This is a genomic window from Bacillus sp. ISO11 (genome assembly GCF_003458115.1).
GTDB classification, from domain to species: Bacteria; Bacillota; Bacilli; order Bacillales; family Bacillaceae_G; genus Bacillus_A; species Bacillus_A cereus.
Genome location: NZ_QXCO01000006.1, coordinates 99,808 through 115,721, shown reverse-complemented (window position 1 = coordinate 115,721; position 15,914 = coordinate 99,808). Strand labels below are relative to the sequence as shown.

Sequence of the window (15,914 nt, the reverse complement as noted above, 5' to 3'; positions counted from 1 at the left end):
TTGTTATATTCTTAAGCAAGATTTTTACGCTTTTTTGTCCATTTTTTTATAACGAAGTATAAAAGTATAAGTACGACGCCACCAATTGCGAATGATTTCACATAAGGACCAGCAATATCGTTAATATTTTCCCAATTTTCACCTAGTTTTTCACCTAAATAAATGAAAATAATAGACCAAGGGATAATCGCAAGTGCTGTTAATGTAGTGAAACGTAGTAAAGGCATTTTTGTAATACCAGCAGGAATTGAAATCGCATGACGCACTACTGGAATGAAGCGTGCTGTAAAAATGACGCCAGTTCCGTAACGATTAAACCAATCTTCTGCAGCATCTATTTGTTTTTTATGTATGAAAATATATTTTCCATAACGTTCTAATATAGGGCGTCCGCCGTATCGTCCAAGCCAATAAATAAAGATTTGGGCAATAACACCGCCAATTGTACCGAATACAACTGCGCCTATAAATGAGATACTTCCATTGAATACTAAGTATCCTGCATAAGCAAGGACAATTTCACTTGGGATAATTTCAATCATAAGTCCAAGCATAATGCCCCAATAACCTAATCCTTCAAAAAACGTTAATACTGAATGAATAAAACTACTTAACATTGTTGCACCTTCTAGTTTATGAATTTTTGAGTATAAGAACCTTTTATTTAATTACGTAAAAGGTTCACTATATGTAGATTATACCTTATTTACATAGGGGATTGCTATTTCAATTCTTTTATGTCTCTCATAAGTATTATAGTAAAGTATATAAGCTACGTTTTCATGAAGGGTTAATGAAAAGATTATTAAAAATTTCTCATATATCAATGATAATAGACTGAAAATTAAGTATAATGATATAGGTCTTTCATTTACAAAAATAGGAGGAGAACGTATGTATATTACAGATCCGATTTATGGACCAATCTCTATTCGTGATAGAGATATCCTTCGATTGATAGATACAAAAGCATTTCAAAGGTTGGCGAATATTAAACAACAAGGACATACTTATTTTTTACATGAGAACGCAATACATACGAGGAAAGAACATTCGATAGGTGTATATGTGCTAGTAAATAAAGTGATAGAACATCTTACTGAGATTGGTGACATACATTTATCGAAATATGAACGAAAGCTAGTATCTACTGTAGCCCTTCTACATGATGTTGGACATGGGCCATATTCACATTGTTTTCAGCAAATATCGGGTGAAGATCATAGTGAGTGGACGGTACGAATCATTCAAGAGGACGAAGAAATACGTACGATTTTAAATCAAACACCTAGATTATTAGATGATGTAACGAAAGCTTTAACAGAAGATGGAGTTTTTCCAATTATAGATGAGCTCTTATTTAATTCATTAGGAATGGATCAATTAGATTTTTGGAATAGAGATTTATATTACTCGTCGCTTGAATTAGAAGGTTTACAGATAGAAGGATTGATTGCTAACATGCGTTTAATTGACGGTAAACTTGTTATTGAAGAATCGGGAATCCCCTTCATCGAACAATTAATGAAAATGAAAGAAGGGCTTTACAATAATGGATTTGGCCACCCGTTTGTGATAGGAAAAGACATATTGCTGCAAACAATTTTTAAAATGATAGAGGAGAAAAATCTTTCGTTCTATACTCCTGAACTTCAAAACTTCTTTCATAAAGGAGAGAAGTTAGAAGTAGAAGACTTTCTTCCGTTACAAGATGAAATGATTTTAAATGAAATACAGTGCTTTGCAAAATCAGATGATGTTGAAATAGTATCTTTAATTCAACTTTATGTTTCACCAACTAAAAGTTTATCATTTCAAAAAGGAGTGGAAAAAGGAGTGGAGGGTGATTTTAAAAAGGAAAATAACAATTTAGCGATAATAACTGAGAAAAAGGCGTACAGTTCATATGCAGGTGGTATTTACGTCCATAGTGAGGGGCAGTTAGAGGACATTTTAGAGAAATCAAATTTCATTCAAGAGATAGTAAAATTGCCTAAAAAAGAATATGCCTATTCAATTTGATTTGGTTCGAAAATAAAAAATGAATGAGATGGAAACGTAAATTTAGAGGAGGGAATAAAATACATGAAACATAAAATTGCTGTACTGGCAGATGTACATGGAAATGCAACTGCTTTAAAAGCAGTTATCGAAGATTCTATGAAAGAAGGTGTGACTGATTATTGGTTTTTAGGAGATTTAATTATGCCTGGTCCTGGATCGAATGATTTGTTTGAAATATTAGAAAGTATTAACGTTGATACTTATGTACAAGGAAACTGGGAAGATAGTTTTCTTGACGTTCTTAATAAAAATATTGATATTGATAACGCAACTGATATTTATGTTTCTAGATTAGTTTAGTATCAATGTGAAAACCTGGATGAAAACTATATTAAGCATGTTAAAAATTTACCATTACATATAACAAAACAGTTTAATGATTTATCAATCAGTATTAGTCATAATCTACAAAATAAAAATTACGGAGGAGATTTGTGGCCCACTAATAATCAGGAACAGTTTGATCGGCTATTTGATCGTGATTATGATATTGCGATTTACGCTCATACCCACCATCAATTGTTGCGCTATAGTAGCAATGATCAATTAATTATTAACCCAGGAACAGTTGGACAACCTTTTTACAAGTGGAATAAGCTAAACTCTGACTTGCGTGCTCAGTATGCAAGTCTTGAAATTGATGAGGCAGGGATTACTGATGTGAGGTTTAAAAAGGTTTTTTACGATGTAGAAAAGGAATATAAAAATGCCATGAATAAAAATCTTCCTTACATTGATTTATATCGTGAGCTGTTAGAGACAGGAAAAACTCATACGCATGATATTGAATTATTACAAGAAATTAATGACAAATATAATTATAAAGATGAAGTAATTAAGTTTATCGAGAAAATGTGATAGGAATTTAATAGAAAGAAATGAACATTGTTGAATGTTAGGTTAGTAATGTTTTTTACATAATACATAATCAAGAGTTATTTTATAATGAAACTTAGATGTAAAATGATTTTTGTATTTTATATTGATTGAAAACAAGCATCCCCCTGTCCTAGGTATATGACGGGGGGGATGCTTGTTTTTTTAAGGCTTCACATCTAAGTTCTGTAAAAATAAAGTTGCTGTTACGTAACGCTTTGCTAACATTTGTACATAAGCGGTATGTACAGAAAGGGTCGCAATAATAATAGCGTTACGAATTGCTTCGCGTTGTTCGTTATTAATTTGATCGAACTTACTTGCGATTTTATCAGCTTTTTCTTTTACGATGTTTTCAATTGTATGAACGGTATCTGTTGCATTTAATTGTAAGCAATTCCCTTGATTGAGTTCTTCAAATAAAGAAGAGTATGCTACATATAAATGAACAGGATTGATTAAATCATCACTTCGATCGGCTGGGTCATTTACAATAAGGCGTAATAGCTTACGAATGGATTCAAAATCAAGTGCTGTTTTTAAATCTTCGACAATAAATAGTAAGGCTGCTTGTTCGATTGAATATTTTTTCCCTTTTTGAGGAGAGCCAATCATTTCTTTTATATCTCGTTTCACCCAGTTTTGCATAGCAGTTACAGAGAAACTTGTGTTTTCAATCTGATTGCCAAGCGCAACTATTTCATTTAAAGAAAAACCGACATCAGTATCGTCAATTTTAATCAGCTTTTCAAAAATAGGTGAAAGTGCGGTAGTAATAAAAGCTGTAACGCTTTGTCCGCTTTCAATATCTTTTTTATGTGACTTTGCCCAAGCTTCTTGTAAAATACCGAGAGGCTTTTTCGTATTCCATCCTCTTAGTGATAGAAGAAGGGTAGCCATTTCGTTTCGTGTGAGATGAAATGTTTCCATCTTTTCACCTCCAAAATAATAAAAAGTTCTTATGAACTTATAATATGTTTTGTTTCATTTAAAGTCAATTCTGTTTTGCTTAATTTTTCCTTTGTGACCAAACTGTTGAAAGTAAATAATACTTGCATATTTCGATAAAAGTTCATATAATAAGTTCATAAGAACCTTTAAAATGTTCTTAAAAACAAATCTATCATTCTGAATTTACTAGAAAGATAGATTTCACATATATCTATATAAAAGGAGAATGGATATAATATGTTGAAAAAACTTGTAGCAGTAATGACAGCATTCATGGTTATCTTTGGGGCTAGCAGCTTTATGTTCGTAGATCATGCAGCAGCGAAAAGTTACAAATCTGGTAAAAAATCATTTACACCAAGTTCAGGTCAAAAGTCAAAAGTTGATTTAAACAAAAAAGACTCAAATGTAAATTCTCAAAAAACGACTCCAGATTCAAAAACGAAAGCAACAAACACGGCACCAAAAAGTAATAAAGGAAGCTTTATGAAAGGTTTATTACTAGGTGGTCTTGGTGGTTTACTAATGGGTAGCTTATTTGCAAATATGGGAGCTCTTGGTTCTGTATTAGCGTTTATGGTAAATATGTTAGTAATGGCTGGTATCGTAATGTTAGCAGTTCGTGCATTTAAATACTTCAAAGACCAACGTAAGAAGAAAGCAGATGAAGTAGCATGGAAACAATAAAAATTTCTGAACAAGAGCTTATAAATGCGCTTTGTATATATATCGCTGAAAAAAGACAAGTGGGTCCAGAAGAAGTATTAGTTGAACTCATGTATGATGACGACTACGGTTTCTCTGCGGAAGTAGAGGTAAATGGTCGCCAGCAAATTTTAATTCAAGCAAACTTAATCGAAGCTTTACGCTTATTGCTTGACAGAGAATATAATGTCAATCCATTCGCAGCGAGGTTACAACTTGAATTAGATGATGAAGAAGGCATTTACGCATTAGCGAAATTTAATAACTCAGATGAATAGAGAAAAGAGCTGTCGAGAATAATCTCAGCAGCTCTTTTTAGTATGTGCATATGTAGAAGAGTAATCACGCCAAATTTCATTCATCTTTCGTCTACCGATATCTACCATCGGATTAAACTGAATTGCAGATTTCTGACGAACAAAGTGAACGTTTTGAATGGCGTGAGATAATTGTTGGTCGACTATATCACGTTTTTTGCTTGCATATTTAGCAATAGATAGACCTGCAACTGTTCCTTGCGCCATCGCAATTTTTCCGCTTTCAATGCCTGTAATATTGCCGGCTACAAATAAACCAGGAAGAGGGGTTTCCATTGTTTCGGAATGGAGAGGAACGTGTCCGCCTAATTCTGAAATGTAATGGAAGGGACAACCAGCTACAGCTGCAAGTTCGGCAAGTGGGTATAATCCCCCGGCAATACATACAAAATCTGCTTCATATATTTTCTCTGTTCCATTGATAACATTTCCTTTAGAGTCAATATTAGCAATACGTACACCTTCAACTTGATCTGTTCCGATAATTTCAAGAGCTGCTTTCCGAAGGTGAAGTGGCGTTCCGTTTATTTTCATTCCGTTGTTTGGATAGAATGTTAATCCAGCTTTTCGAATCCAATCAAATTTCATAAAGTGACTACCTATTCGTAAGAAAGCAGAAGGAGCGAGGTGAGCTGCATTTAAAAGAGAGTTTAAAACTTCTTCAGGTTCACCAGCTTTTTGACTTAACTCGCTTTTCTCAGGGAGTACAATATGATCTACTGTAATTCCCGCTAATTGCAATTCACTTAAAATGGCGAAAGACAAAATGTTAGCACCAATAATAATTCCTTTTTTTCCAACTTGCACGCGATGAACATTTGTCATAACTTGAGCTGCTCCAATTGACATCACTCCTGGAAGTGTCCAGCCAGGAAGGGGAATAGAATATTCCGCAGCTCCAGTAGCAAGTAGTACGAAAGGTGCTTCTAACGTACCGATATTAGTATGTACAAACCAATTGTTTTCATCTCTATCTAAATTATAGACCGAAACACCGCACCTGATATGTACTGAAAGTGATTCTGCTTCTTCATGAAGTCGCTTCGATTCTTTTATTCCGTTCCACCATTCTCCAGTAGGCTCTTGATGCAACTGTCCTAACAATCTCCCGCCCGGCTTCATAAATTCATCAATAACGAGCACTTTTAGTCCGAAACGAGCACAAGAAATAGAAGCAGATAATCCCGCTGGCCCTGCACCAATAATAATTACATCACTCATCGTTTTTTCACCATCTCTCTCACGATATTCGGATGCTGTTTCCCGCTTTCAACAACCATGTTTTCTTCTACAACAGTTAAGCATGCGCGTACATTTGTTTGATTATTTACTGTCATGCGGCATTCGGAACAGTGCCCGATATTACAATAAATACCTCGCGGTGTTCCGCTATCTTCATGAACTCTTAATGTCCTAATTCCATTTGCTAACAGGGCAGCAGCTATCGTTTCATGTTCATATGCTTCGTATTGATGACCGTTAAATTGAAAGGTAATACGCTCACTACTTTGTAAAGTACCTAAAATAGGGTGATGTGTAATTCTACTCATTTACTTTCACCTACTGATCCAAAAGTAACTGCACGTATTGGTGGTTGATATTTTAACGGTAGTTCATTAAGAGTTACGTCAGGCTTCGCATTTTCAATCATTCGATCTATCATTATTCTGCATGTGCGACCACCGCAAAATCCCATGCCAGCACGTGTTCTTAGTTTTAATTCTCTTGCCGAGCAGTTATATTCAGCAATTGTCGATTGAAGTTGCCCATATGTAACCTCTTCACAACGACAAACGATTAAGTTGTTTTTATTTGTCATGTGTATTCCTCCTCTAGTTCGGTTTTCACAAATTATATATGCAAAAATCATGCCAATATAGAGGAGGGAGAGAGGGCTACCTGTAAACGCCTGATCGGTGCATACTGATTCTTTATTGAAGTCCAAGTTTCTTTAAACGGTTATATAAAGTAGCCCTTGTTACACCAAGTTGTTTTGCGCATTCTAATTTATTCCCATTTAAAATTCGTAAAGCCCTTTCAATAACTTTTTTCTCATGCTCATCCATCTCTTCTTGTAAAGAAAGGATTGTATTATTGTTGCTGAGTAATAGGGAATGGGCTGTATGGTTGTCTAAAGTTTCAGTCGTATGAAATGGTAAATATTCTTGTTTTATAATTCCGTCTGTTGCGAATACCACAAGCCGTTCAACAACGTTTCGAAGTTCGCGAATATTACCTGGCCAATTGTAATGAAGCAGTTCATGCATAATGCTTGAAGGTAAGTCACGAATTGGTCTGTTATAGTTGATTGAAAAATCGTTTAAGAAAGAATAGGTTAATTCAATAATATCCTCGCGTCTTTCGCGCAGCGGTGGAATCTGCAAGCTAACTACATTTAAGCGGTAATATAAATCTTCTCGGAAAGTTCCTTTTCTCATTTCTTCTTGTAAATCACGATTTGTAGCAGCGATAATACGGAAATCAATATTAATTTCTTTTTCACCACCAACTCGGTAATACTTTCGCTCTTGCAGTACACGTAACAGTTTTACTTGCATATCAAGTGGCATTTCACCTATTTCATCAAGAAATAAAGTACCGCTTTGCGCGAGTTCAATTTTACCTTTTTTTCCTTTACTATTTGCTCCAGAAAACGCCCCACGCTCGTAACCGAATAATTCACTTTCAAATAATGCTTCTGGAATTGCCCCGCAGTTAATCGAAATGAAAGGCGCCTTCGCTGCTTCACTTGCTTCATGAATTGCTTTCGCAAATACTTCTTTTCCAACTCCGCTTTCCCCAAGTATTAAAACAGTTGATTTCACCGAACAAACTTTTCTAGCTAATTGTATCGTTCTTTGTATAACAGGACTTTTTCCATTCATCGCAAGGAATGGATCGGATTCATCTTTATACTTTGCCACTTCTTGTTCTAAACGGTGCATTTCATGTGACATATTAAATAGTTTTTCATTTAAAGCGACTTGATTTGTAACATCTGTTTCTGAAACGACTGCTCCTATAATTTCATCATTACAATAAACTGGATTTGAATTAATTAATACGAATAAATCGGGGCGAGGCTGATGGAACTGAGCGACTATGCTTTTTCCATCATGTAAAGATTGTAAAATTTCCAAGTCTTTATAATCAAAAAAACGAGTAATCGGTTGCCCAATAATCTCATTATGGTTGACTGAAAATATTTTTTCAGCACCATCTGTCCAAGTTCGAACGCATTCTTTACTATCAATTACTGTAACAGAAGAGTCAGTTGTTTGTATTACAGTGTCATAAAATGACTGTAGTTCATTGTAGGACTTATAAAGAAATGGAATCATTTGCTGAGAAGTTATACAGCATATCGGCTCATCGTTTTCGTTAAGGATGATAACAGCTAATTCATAAGAAAAAGCGTCAATTAATGCAGTGAATGAGTCATCTACATAAATAATTGCGCAATTATATTCTTCTGTAGTAGAAGGGAGGTAATAAAACCTTTCGTTTATTTTCTTAATGCGATCAAGGCTACATGTATGATTGATTAAAACGCTTTCCAAAAATTCTTGTATAGTCGGAAATGAGAATTCCATAATGTCCTCCTGTTATGTATAAAAATTTTGACAGTGATAAAAAAATAATACACCTATTTACTATGAATTTAAAATATTTTTACAAATAAAAATATTATTTATAAAAATTGTATATGTACAGAATTGGCACGTCAATTGCATAAAAAGAAAGTGAGAGGGCTAGGAAAGGAGGAGTATATTGTGAGGCACTGCGACGTTTTAATTATAGGTGGTGGAATAATAGGGTGTTCTATCGCTTATTACACTTCAAAATACGGAAGAGACGTAACAATCATTGAAAAAGGGGAATTTGTCAGCGGGACGTCTTCACGGTGTGATGGGAATATTTTGGCCATTGATAAAGACCCGGGATTTGATAGTCAAATGTCTTTAGTAAGTCAAAAATTAGTAACTGATTTAAGTGAAGAATTAGAGCATTCATTTGAATATAGGGCACCAGGAAGTATTCTCGTATGTGAGTCAGACGAAGAGATGGAAGCTGCGCAGCAATGGGTAAATCGGCAAAAAGAAGCTGGATTACCGTTTCGAATGCTTGATAGGCAAGATATAAGGGAAGAGTCGCCTTTTTTTGCTGATGATTTATTAGGCGGTTTAGAATGTGCGACGGATTCAACTGTGAATCCATATCTCCTTGCTTTCTCGCTTCTGTCAGAGGCACAAAAGTTTGGCGCAAAAGCTTTTAAGCAGACGGAAGTAAAGAGTATGGAAATAGAGACGGATGGTTCATTTGTTGTAGAAACTACGAATGGAACTTTTACAGCACAACAAGTTGTAAATGCAGCCGGTGTGTGGGCTCCTAAGATTGGTCAGATGTTAAATATAAATATACCAATTGAACCGAGAAAAGGGCATATTATTGTAGCTTCAAGGCAACAACACGTAGGATGCCGTAAAGTAATGGAATTCGGTTATTTAATTTCTAAATTTGGCGGAAAACGAAAAGTGGATGCTTTAACTGAAAAATACGGGGTTGCTCTCGTATTTGAGCCTACTGAAAGTCAAAATTTCTTAATTGGTAGTAGTCGTGAATTTGTAGGATTTCATACGAGGATAAATAATGAAGTCATTAAATGTATCGCAAATAGAGCAATTCGCTTTTATCCGAAAATGGCAGATATGATGGTAATTCGTTCTTACGCTGGTTTACGTCCGTGGACAGAAGATCATTTACCGATTATTTCACGAGTGGAACATATTCCGAATTATTTCATTGCCGCTGGACATGAAGGTGATGGGATTAGTCTTGCAGCAGTTACTGGAAAAGTAATTGAAGAGTTATTAAATGAAAAAGAGACAATTATTCCTATTGAACCACTTCGTTTGAGTCGTTTTACAGAAAGGGTGTTAAACGGATGAGGTCACAAAGAGTCTTTACGACGATTGATACACACACAGGTGGGAATCCAACGAGGACATTAATTAGTGGACTTCCAAAGTTGATTGGAGAGACGATGGCAGAGAAGATGTTACATATGAAAAAGGAGTATGATTGGATTCGAAAATTGTTAATGAATGAACCGCGTGGTCATGATGTAATGTCAGGAGCATTATTAACAGACCCATGTCATCCTGAGGCTGATATAGGTGTTATATACATAGAGACAGGTGGATATTTACCGATGTGTGGTCACGATACAATCGGTGTATGTACAGCGTTAGTTGAATCAGGTTTAATTCCGGTAGTTGAACCGATTACTTCTTTAAAACTAGATACACCGGCTGGCTTAGTTGAAGTAGATATTGCTGTTCAAGATGGAAAAGCAAAAGAAGTATCTTTCTGTAACATACCAGCTTTTTTATTGAAAAATATTACTGTACAAGTGAAAGACATTGGGACTATAGAGGCTGATATTGCGTATGGAGGGAATTTTTATGCCATTATTGATGCGAAATCAGTAGATCTAGAATTAGTACCAGAAAATGCATCTACAATCATCGATAAGGCGATTCATATAAGAAACACAATTAATGAGAAGTTTGAAATCACTCATCCAGAGTATTCGTTTATAAGAGGATTAACACATGTTGAATTTTATACAGATCCTACTCATGAATGTGCGCATGTGAAAAATACAGTTGTTGTACCACCAGGCGGAATAGATCGATCTCCATGCGGTACAGGAACATCTGCGAAGCTAGCTGTATTATACGCTCAGAAAGAAATCGAAATTGGTGAAGAGTTCATTCATGAGAGTATCGTTGGTTCTTTATTTAAAGGATATGTCATGAATACGACACATGTTGAAAATATTGAAGCTGTCATAACGAAAATTACGGGATCAGCTTGGCTTATGGGTATGCATAGATTTTTTTACAATGAAATGGATCCACTTAAAGAAGGATTTTTGCTAATTCCGCCGATGGAACATGAAACGGAGGATATAAAATGAACATTCAAAAAATGTATACAGCAGTAGACGTACATGTAAATGGCGAGGCATTTCGTGTAATGAAAGACGTACCATGCAAATACTACTACAGTTTGGAGCAATTAAATGAACAATTTTCAGGTGAATTAGCAGAAGAGATGAAGCTTTTATTAAATGAACCACGTGGTTTTATCGGTTTGAATGGGTGTATTGTCGTTCCATCTATCTATAACGAAGTGGATGCAGCTGTATTATTTTTTAATCATGAAGGTTCGGTTCCGCTTCATTATGGAGGCATTGTTGCAGTAATAACGATGTTACTCGAAAGTGGGTATTTAAAAAAGAGAGAGTCCAATCAATACAAAATTGAAACGTTATGTGGAATATTTTTAGTTCATGCGTATGTAGAGAATGATGAAGTTATATCGGTTTCGTTTGAAAGCAAACTATGCTATATGATTGAGGGAAATTTACAGGTTGGTAATGTAAGTTATTCTCTCATACAAGCAGATAAAGTATATGCAGTTGTAGAGAAAGGTGCGTATTCGCCAGAAATTCACATGGAAAACATTTCTGAATTGAAAAGATGGGGAGAAGCTACACTACAGACTATACAAAAACAGTCGCTAATAAAAAGGCTTATTTTAGTAGATCCTTCGCAAAAAGAAAAGAACCATATAAAATCGATTACATTTCATGAAGATAACTTTATCGTACATTCGCCAGGTTTTGTTTCTACTATTGTTTCCTATGTTCATGCGTTATTTAAAAATGATTATATGGCGGATAAACCTTTTAAAAATGAAAGTATATTTAATAGTTTTATAACTGTGGAGAAAGTGAAGAAGGAGGAACTAGGATACATTTTCCGTTTTGAAAGTAGAGGGTTTATTACAGGGATGCAGACGTTTCTATTAGACCCTACGGATCCGTTTCCGGCAGGTTTCTTATTAAAATAAAATGTGATAAGGAGAGATAAATATGCAAAAAATTAAAGGGGCATTTCCAGTATTAATAACACCGATGGATGAATTTCAGGAAATTAATTGGGATGGGGTAAAGCAAAATGTAAATTACTTTATCGAACAAAACGTTGCAGGTATCATCATTAATGGAAGTACAGGAGAATTTGTAAGTTTATCAAAAGAAGAACGATTTAAAATGATAGCAACCGTGTTGAAAGAAATTGATGGCCGTATTCCAGTTATTGTTGGAACTGCAGCAGAGACGACGAAAGAAACAATTGAATATACGAAACATGCAGAAGCGCACGGAGCGGATTGTGCATTAATTATAAACTCTTACTATTGTAAACCAAAGGAAGAGGAGATTTATTTTCATTTTAAAGAAATCTCAAACTCTGTAAATATACCAATTATGTTATACAATAATCCATTTACTTCTGGTGTTGATATGAGTACAGAGCTAATGCTCCGTATTGGAAAAGAGTGTGAAAATGTTACACATATTAAAGAATCTAGCGGAGATATTCGAAAAGCGAGAGATTTAGTAAGACAAAGTGAAGGGGCTTTCCAAGTCTTCTGTGGTTCTGAAGATTTAGTTATGGAATCATATTTAGTTGGTGCCTCGGGATGGGTTTCAGTAGCAGGAAATATTGTTCCCGGTCTCGTTACAAAAATGTATGAGCATTTTCAAAATGGTGAATTAGAAAAGGCGTGGGAAATAAACGATGCTATTTTACCACTTTGCGAGTTTCTTGAAGGATCAGGGAAATATGTTCAAATCGTTAAACGTTCTATGGAATTACATGGGCAAGCGGGAGGACCTTCTCGCTATCCAAGACTAGGGTTAACTGTAGAAGAAGATCAAAAGCTTCAAACGATTTTATCAAATATTGCAGCTCATGCAGCTGTTTAAATAAGGAGGAGAACATAATGTTAAAGACAAATATTGAGCTGAAACCAAAAGTGGAAGCGTTTTTAAATGAAGAAATTAAAATGTTTATTAATGGCGAATTTGTTTCTGCTATTGGCGGAAAGACGTTTGAAACGTACAATCCAGCAACAGAAGAGGTTCTAGCAGTCGTATGTGAAGCGCAAGAAGAGGATATTGATGCCGCAGTAAAAGCGGCAAGATCTGCATTTGAATCTGGCCCGTGGGCAGAAATGACTACTGCTGAAAGAGCGCATCTTATTTATAAATTAGCAGATTTAATTGAAGAACATAGAGAAGAATTAGCGCAACTAGAAGCTTTAGATAATGGAAAGCCATATCAAGTAGCACTTGATGATGATATTTCAGCGACTGTAGAAAATTATCGTTATTACGCAGGATGGGCTACAAAAATTATTGGGCAAACAATCCCGATTTCAAAAGATTACTTGAATTATACGAGACATGAACCTGTTGGTGTTGTAGGACAAATTATTCCGTGGAATTTTCCGCTTGTTATGTCTTCTTGGAAAATGGGAGCTGCACTGGCGACAGGTTGTACGATTGTATTAAAGCCAGCAGAGCAAACGCCTTTATCTTTACTATATACAGCGAAACTCTTTAAAGAGGCTGGATTTCCAAACGGCGTTGTAAACATTGTATCAGGCTTTGGTCCTGAAGCAGGGGCTGCAATTGTAAATCATCATGACATTGATAAAGTTGCTTTTACAGGATCTACTGTTACAGGAAAGTATATTATGCGTCAATCTGCAGAAATGATTAAGCATGTAACGTTAGAGCTTGGCGGAAAATCACCAAATATCATTTTAGAAGATGCGGACTTGGAAGAAGCGATAAATGGTGCATTCCAAGGTATTATGTATAATCACGGTCAAAATTGTAGCGCAGGATCACGTGTATTTGTTCATCGTAAACATTATGAAACTGTAGTAGATGCACTTGTGAAAATGGCGAACAACGTAAAACTTGGAGCAGGTATGGAGAAAGGAACGGAAATGGGTCCACTCGTATCTAAAAAACAACAAGAGCGTGTGTTAAATTATATTGAGCAAGGGAAGAAAGAAGGTGCTACAGTTGCGGCTGGTGGCGAACGTGCGCTTGAAAAAGGTTATTTCGTTAAGCCAACGGTATTCACAGATGTTACAGACAATATGACAATCGTTAAGGAAGAAATATTTGGACCAGTTGTTGTCGTACTTCCATTTGATTCGACAGAAGAAGTAATTGAACGAGCGAACAACTCATCCTATGGCCTTGCTGCGGGTGTATGGACGCAAAATATCAAAACGGGTCATCAAGTAGCAAATAAATTAAAAGCAGGAACAGTGTGGATTAATGATTATAACTTAGAAAATGCAGCTACACCATTTGGTGGATATAAACAATCTGGTATTGGCCGCGAATTAGGTTCATATGCGCTTGATAATTATACAGAAGTGAAAAGTGTTTGGGTAAATATAAAGTAATAGGGCGTTTTACTGATAAAAATTGAGGGATGAAATAATGAAAGATGCGGACAACTAGAAAGTTTGATAATAGTTGTCCGTTTTTTTTATATACAAAATTGCTTTTCCAAAGAATGATAAGGGGGATTTGGATGGAGAATTTAGTAGAATGGTTAGTAGGGCAAGTGTGGAGTATCGGTTTAGTTGTTTTTGCATTAGGGGCAGGCGTATATTTCACGATTGCAACACGCTTTTTGCAAATCCGTTATTTTAAAGAGATGATTAAACTATTATTTGAAGGAAAGAGTTCAGAGACGGGAATATCATCTTTTCAGGCATTTTGTTTAGCCTTATCAGGAAGAGTTGGAATTGGTAATATTGCAGGGGTAGCGACAGCAATTGCTTTCGGCGGTCCTGGAGCTGTATTTTGGATGTGGGTAATGGCTTTGTTAGGGGCAGCGAGCGCGTTTGTAGAATCAACATTATCTCAAGTATACAAAAGTAAAGTAGGGAATGAATATCGCGGCGGTACTCCATATTTCATTGAGAAAGGTTTGAAAATGAAATGGTTTGCAGTCATTGTAGCAGTAGTTGTAACACTTTCATATGGCGTGTTATTACCAGGTATTCAATCTAGTAGTATCGCAGTTGGATTTGAAAACTCTAATGGTATTAGCAAATATATAACTGGTATATTTTTAGTCGTGTTACTAGCAGCAATTATTTTTGGTGGTGTAAAGAGAATTGCTGGCGTTTCTCAAATGCTTGTTCCATTTATGGCAATTGGTTATGTAATTGTTACATGTATCATATTAATTGCGAATGTAACGGAGATTCCAAGTATGTTTGCTTTAATTTTCTCTAGCGCATTTGGTGTAAATGAAATGTTTGGTGGAATTGTTGGTGCAGCTATTGCATGGGGCGTAAAACGCGCTGTATTTTCAAACGTTGCTGGTGTCGGAGAAGCGACGTATAGTTCGGCGGCTGCTGAAGTATCGCATCCCGCAAAACAAGGATTAGTTCAAGCGTTTTCCGTATATATCGATACAATTGTCGTATGTACAGCGACAGCTCTTATGATTTTAATAACAGGTATGTATAATGTTATACCTGAAGGGAAAACCGCCATTGTACAAAACATAGGAAATGTGGAAGCTGGTCCAATTTATACACAACAAGCAGTTGAAACTGTGATAACAGGGTTTGGTCCAATATTTATTTCAATTGCGATTTTCTTTTTTGCATTTACAACGTTACTCGCTTATTACTATATCGCTGAAACGACACTTACTTATTTAGATCGTCAACTGAAGTATGGCTGGTTAAAACCAGTTTTGAAATTTGGATTTTTAATTATGGTTTACATCGGTAGCGTTGAATCAGCGTCGCTTTTATGGAATCTTGGAGATTTAGGAATCGGTAGTATGGCATGGTTAAACTTAATCGCAATCTTACTTTTAAGTAAAACCGCATTAAAAGTGTTAAAAGATTATGAAACGCAGAAAAAAGAAGGGAAAGATCCAGTATTTAATCCTAAAAATGTGGGGATTGAAGGATTAACATTTTGGGAAGAAAGAAGTAAAGAGGTTGAAAGAAAAAGTTCTAGAGAAAAAGTTATTGTCGATGATAATTTAAAATTATAACTAAAATTAATTGAAAATTCTTAATTTAAAAGAAGGT

General features: G+C 35.4%; 15 protein-coding genes and 1 pseudogene. 10 read left to right on the top strand and 6 right to left on the bottom strand.

Annotated features, from left to right (window positions below; all coding sequences use genetic code 11):
- Positions 1 to 11 precede the first annotated feature (11 nt).
- Positions 12 to 617, bottom strand: coding sequence for an undecaprenyl phosphate transporter UptA (gene uptA, locus D1166_RS08410; RefSeq protein WP_000952913.1), 606 nt, complete (start codon positions 615 to 617; stop codon positions 12 to 14).
- Positions 618 to 894: 277 nt separating this feature from the next.
- On the opposite strand from uptA, the gene D1166_RS08405 reads away from it, so the two are divergent.
- Together D1166_RS08405 and D1166_RS08400 are read left to right on the top strand one after the other, a co-directional pair.
- The gene (locus D1166_RS08405) at positions 895 to 2,022 is read left to right on the top strand and encodes an HD domain-containing protein (RefSeq protein WP_097855967.1); all 1,128 of its coding nucleotides are present in this window, start codon (positions 895 to 897) and stop codon (positions 2,020 to 2,022) included.
- Positions 2,023 to 2,085: 63 nt separating this feature from the next.
- Positions 2,086 to 2,922, top strand: a pseudogene (locus D1166_RS08400) (metallophosphoesterase family protein).
- 183 nt (positions 2,923 to 3,105) lie between these two features.
- Here the strand turns inward: D1166_RS08400 and D1166_RS08395 are convergent.
- Positions 3,106 to 3,870: a DUF1836 domain-containing protein gene (locus D1166_RS08395; protein WP_000447231.1), complete on the bottom strand. Its 765-nt coding sequence runs from the start codon at positions 3,868 to 3,870 to the stop codon at positions 3,106 to 3,108.
- A gap of 258 nt (positions 3,871 to 4,128) precedes the next feature.
- Here D1166_RS08395 and D1166_RS08390 point away from each other — a divergent pair, with 258 nt between their 5' ends.
- Together D1166_RS08390 and D1166_RS08385 are read left to right on the top strand one after the other, a co-directional pair.
- Positions 4,129 to 4,578 carry a hypothetical protein gene (locus D1166_RS08390; protein ID WP_000914478.1) on the top strand — a complete coding sequence of 150 codons (450 nt, stop codon included), beginning with the start codon at positions 4,129 to 4,131 and terminating at the stop codon, positions 4,576 to 4,578.
- On the top strand, positions 4,566 to 4,874 hold the full coding sequence (locus tag D1166_RS08385) for a YxcD family protein (protein ID WP_000447747.1): 309 nt from the start codon (positions 4,566 to 4,568) through the stop codon (positions 4,872 to 4,874). Before D1166_RS08390 ends, D1166_RS08385 begins: the two co-directional genes overlap by 13 nt.
- A gap of 24 nt (positions 4,875 to 4,898) precedes the next feature.
- Here the strand turns inward: D1166_RS08385 and D1166_RS08380 are convergent, their stop codons facing one another.
- From D1166_RS08380 to D1166_RS08365, 4 genes are all read right to left on the bottom strand, one after another.
- Positions 4,899 to 6,134, bottom strand: coding sequence for an NAD(P)/FAD-dependent oxidoreductase (locus D1166_RS08380; RefSeq protein WP_086410487.1), 1,236 nt, complete (start codon positions 6,132 to 6,134; stop codon positions 4,899 to 4,901).
- Positions 6,131 to 6,463 (bottom strand): (2Fe-2S)-binding protein, encoded by a 333-nt coding sequence (locus D1166_RS08375; RefSeq protein ID WP_097855969.1) that lies wholly within the window; start codon positions 6,461 to 6,463, stop codon positions 6,131 to 6,133. Before D1166_RS08375 ends, D1166_RS08380 begins: the two co-directional genes overlap by 4 nt.
- Positions 6,460 to 6,732: a (2Fe-2S)-binding protein gene (locus D1166_RS08370; protein ID WP_118043275.1), complete on the bottom strand. Its 273-nt coding sequence runs from the start codon at positions 6,730 to 6,732 to the stop codon at positions 6,460 to 6,462. The genes D1166_RS08375 and D1166_RS08370 overlap by 4 nt, the downstream gene beginning before the upstream one ends.
- A gap of 112 nt (positions 6,733 to 6,844) precedes the next feature.
- Positions 6,845 to 8,506 (bottom strand): sigma-54 interaction domain-containing protein, encoded by a 1,662-nt coding sequence (locus D1166_RS08365; protein WP_097855971.1) that lies wholly within the window; start codon positions 8,504 to 8,506, stop codon positions 6,845 to 6,847.
- Between the two features lie 180 nt (positions 8,507 to 8,686).
- Here D1166_RS08365 and D1166_RS08360 point away from each other — a divergent pair, with 180 nt between their 5' ends.
- From D1166_RS08360 to D1166_RS08335, 6 genes are all read left to right on the top strand, one after another.
- Positions 8,687 to 9,862, top strand: a complete 1,176-nt coding sequence (locus tag D1166_RS08360) for an NAD(P)/FAD-dependent oxidoreductase (protein ID WP_016118066.1) — start codon at positions 8,687 to 8,689, stop codon at positions 9,860 to 9,862.
- On the top strand, positions 9,859 to 10,896 hold the full coding sequence (locus D1166_RS08355) for a proline racemase family protein (protein ID WP_001257540.1): 1,038 nt from the start codon (positions 9,859 to 9,861) through the stop codon (positions 10,894 to 10,896). The genes D1166_RS08360 and D1166_RS08355 overlap by 4 nt, the downstream gene beginning before the upstream one ends.
- Positions 10,893 to 11,834, top strand: a complete 942-nt coding sequence (locus D1166_RS08350) for a proline racemase family protein (RefSeq protein ID WP_097855972.1) — start codon at positions 10,893 to 10,895, stop codon at positions 11,832 to 11,834. Before D1166_RS08355 ends, D1166_RS08350 begins: the two co-directional genes overlap by 4 nt.
- Before the next feature lie 22 nt (positions 11,835 to 11,856).
- Positions 11,857 to 12,753 carry a 4-hydroxy-tetrahydrodipicolinate synthase gene (dapA, locus tag D1166_RS08345; protein ID WP_097861596.1) on the top strand — a complete coding sequence of 299 codons (897 nt, stop codon included), beginning with the start codon at positions 11,857 to 11,859 and terminating at the stop codon, positions 12,751 to 12,753.
- A 17-nt stretch (positions 12,754 to 12,770) separates the two neighbouring features.
- Positions 12,771 to 14,255 carry an aldehyde dehydrogenase family protein gene (locus D1166_RS08340; RefSeq protein ID WP_097855974.1) on the top strand — a complete coding sequence of 495 codons (1,485 nt, stop codon included), beginning with the start codon at positions 12,771 to 12,773 and terminating at the stop codon, positions 14,253 to 14,255.
- Positions 14,256 to 14,386: 131 nt separating this feature from the next.
- A complete protein-coding gene (locus D1166_RS08335) occupies positions 14,387 to 15,877 on the top strand; it encodes an alanine/glycine:cation symporter family protein (protein WP_016110139.1) in 1,491 nt (496 codons plus the stop codon).
- Positions 15,878 to 15,914: the final 37 nt, after the last annotated feature.

Coding starts and splice junctions, on each gene's coding strand:
- D1166_RS08340 (WP_097855974.1), top strand. CDS start 12,771: ATGTTAAAGACAAATATTGAGCTGAAACCAAAAGTGGAAGCGTTTTTA.
- D1166_RS08350 (WP_097855972.1), top strand. CDS start 10,893: ATGAACATTCAAAAAATGTATACAGCAGTAGACGTACATGTAAATGGC.
- uptA (WP_000952913.1), bottom strand. CDS start 617: ATGTTAAGTAGTTTTATTCATTCAGTATTAACGTTTTTTGAAGGATTA.
- D1166_RS08365 (WP_097855971.1), bottom strand. CDS start 8,506: ATGGAATTCTCATTTCCGACTATACAAGAATTTTTGGAAAGCGTTTTA.
- D1166_RS08355 (WP_001257540.1), top strand. CDS start 9,859: ATGAGGTCACAAAGAGTCTTTACGACGATTGATACACACACAGGTGGG.
- D1166_RS08375 (WP_097855969.1), bottom strand. CDS start 6,463: ATGAGTAGAATTACACATCACCCTATTTTAGGTACTTTACAAAGTAGT.
- D1166_RS08395 (WP_000447231.1), bottom strand. CDS start 3,870: ATGGAAACATTTCATCTCACACGAAACGAAATGGCTACCCTTCTTCTA.
- D1166_RS08390 (WP_000914478.1), top strand. CDS start 4,129: ATGTTGAAAAAACTTGTAGCAGTAATGACAGCATTCATGGTTATCTTT.
- D1166_RS08405 (WP_097855967.1), top strand. CDS start 895: ATGTATATTACAGATCCGATTTATGGACCAATCTCTATTCGTGATAGA.
- D1166_RS08380 (WP_086410487.1), bottom strand. CDS start 6,134: ATGAGTGATGTAATTATTATTGGTGCAGGGCCAGCGGGATTATCTGCT.
- D1166_RS08385 (WP_000447747.1), top strand. CDS start 4,566: ATGGAAACAATAAAAATTTCTGAACAAGAGCTTATAAATGCGCTTTGT.
- D1166_RS08335 (WP_016110139.1), top strand. CDS start 14,387: ATGGAGAATTTAGTAGAATGGTTAGTAGGGCAAGTGTGGAGTATCGGT.
- D1166_RS08370 (WP_118043275.1), bottom strand. CDS start 6,732: ATGACAAATAAAAACAACTTAATCGTTTGTCGTTGTGAAGAGGTTACA.
- dapA (WP_097861596.1), top strand. CDS start 11,857: ATGCAAAAAATTAAAGGGGCATTTCCAGTATTAATAACACCGATGGAT.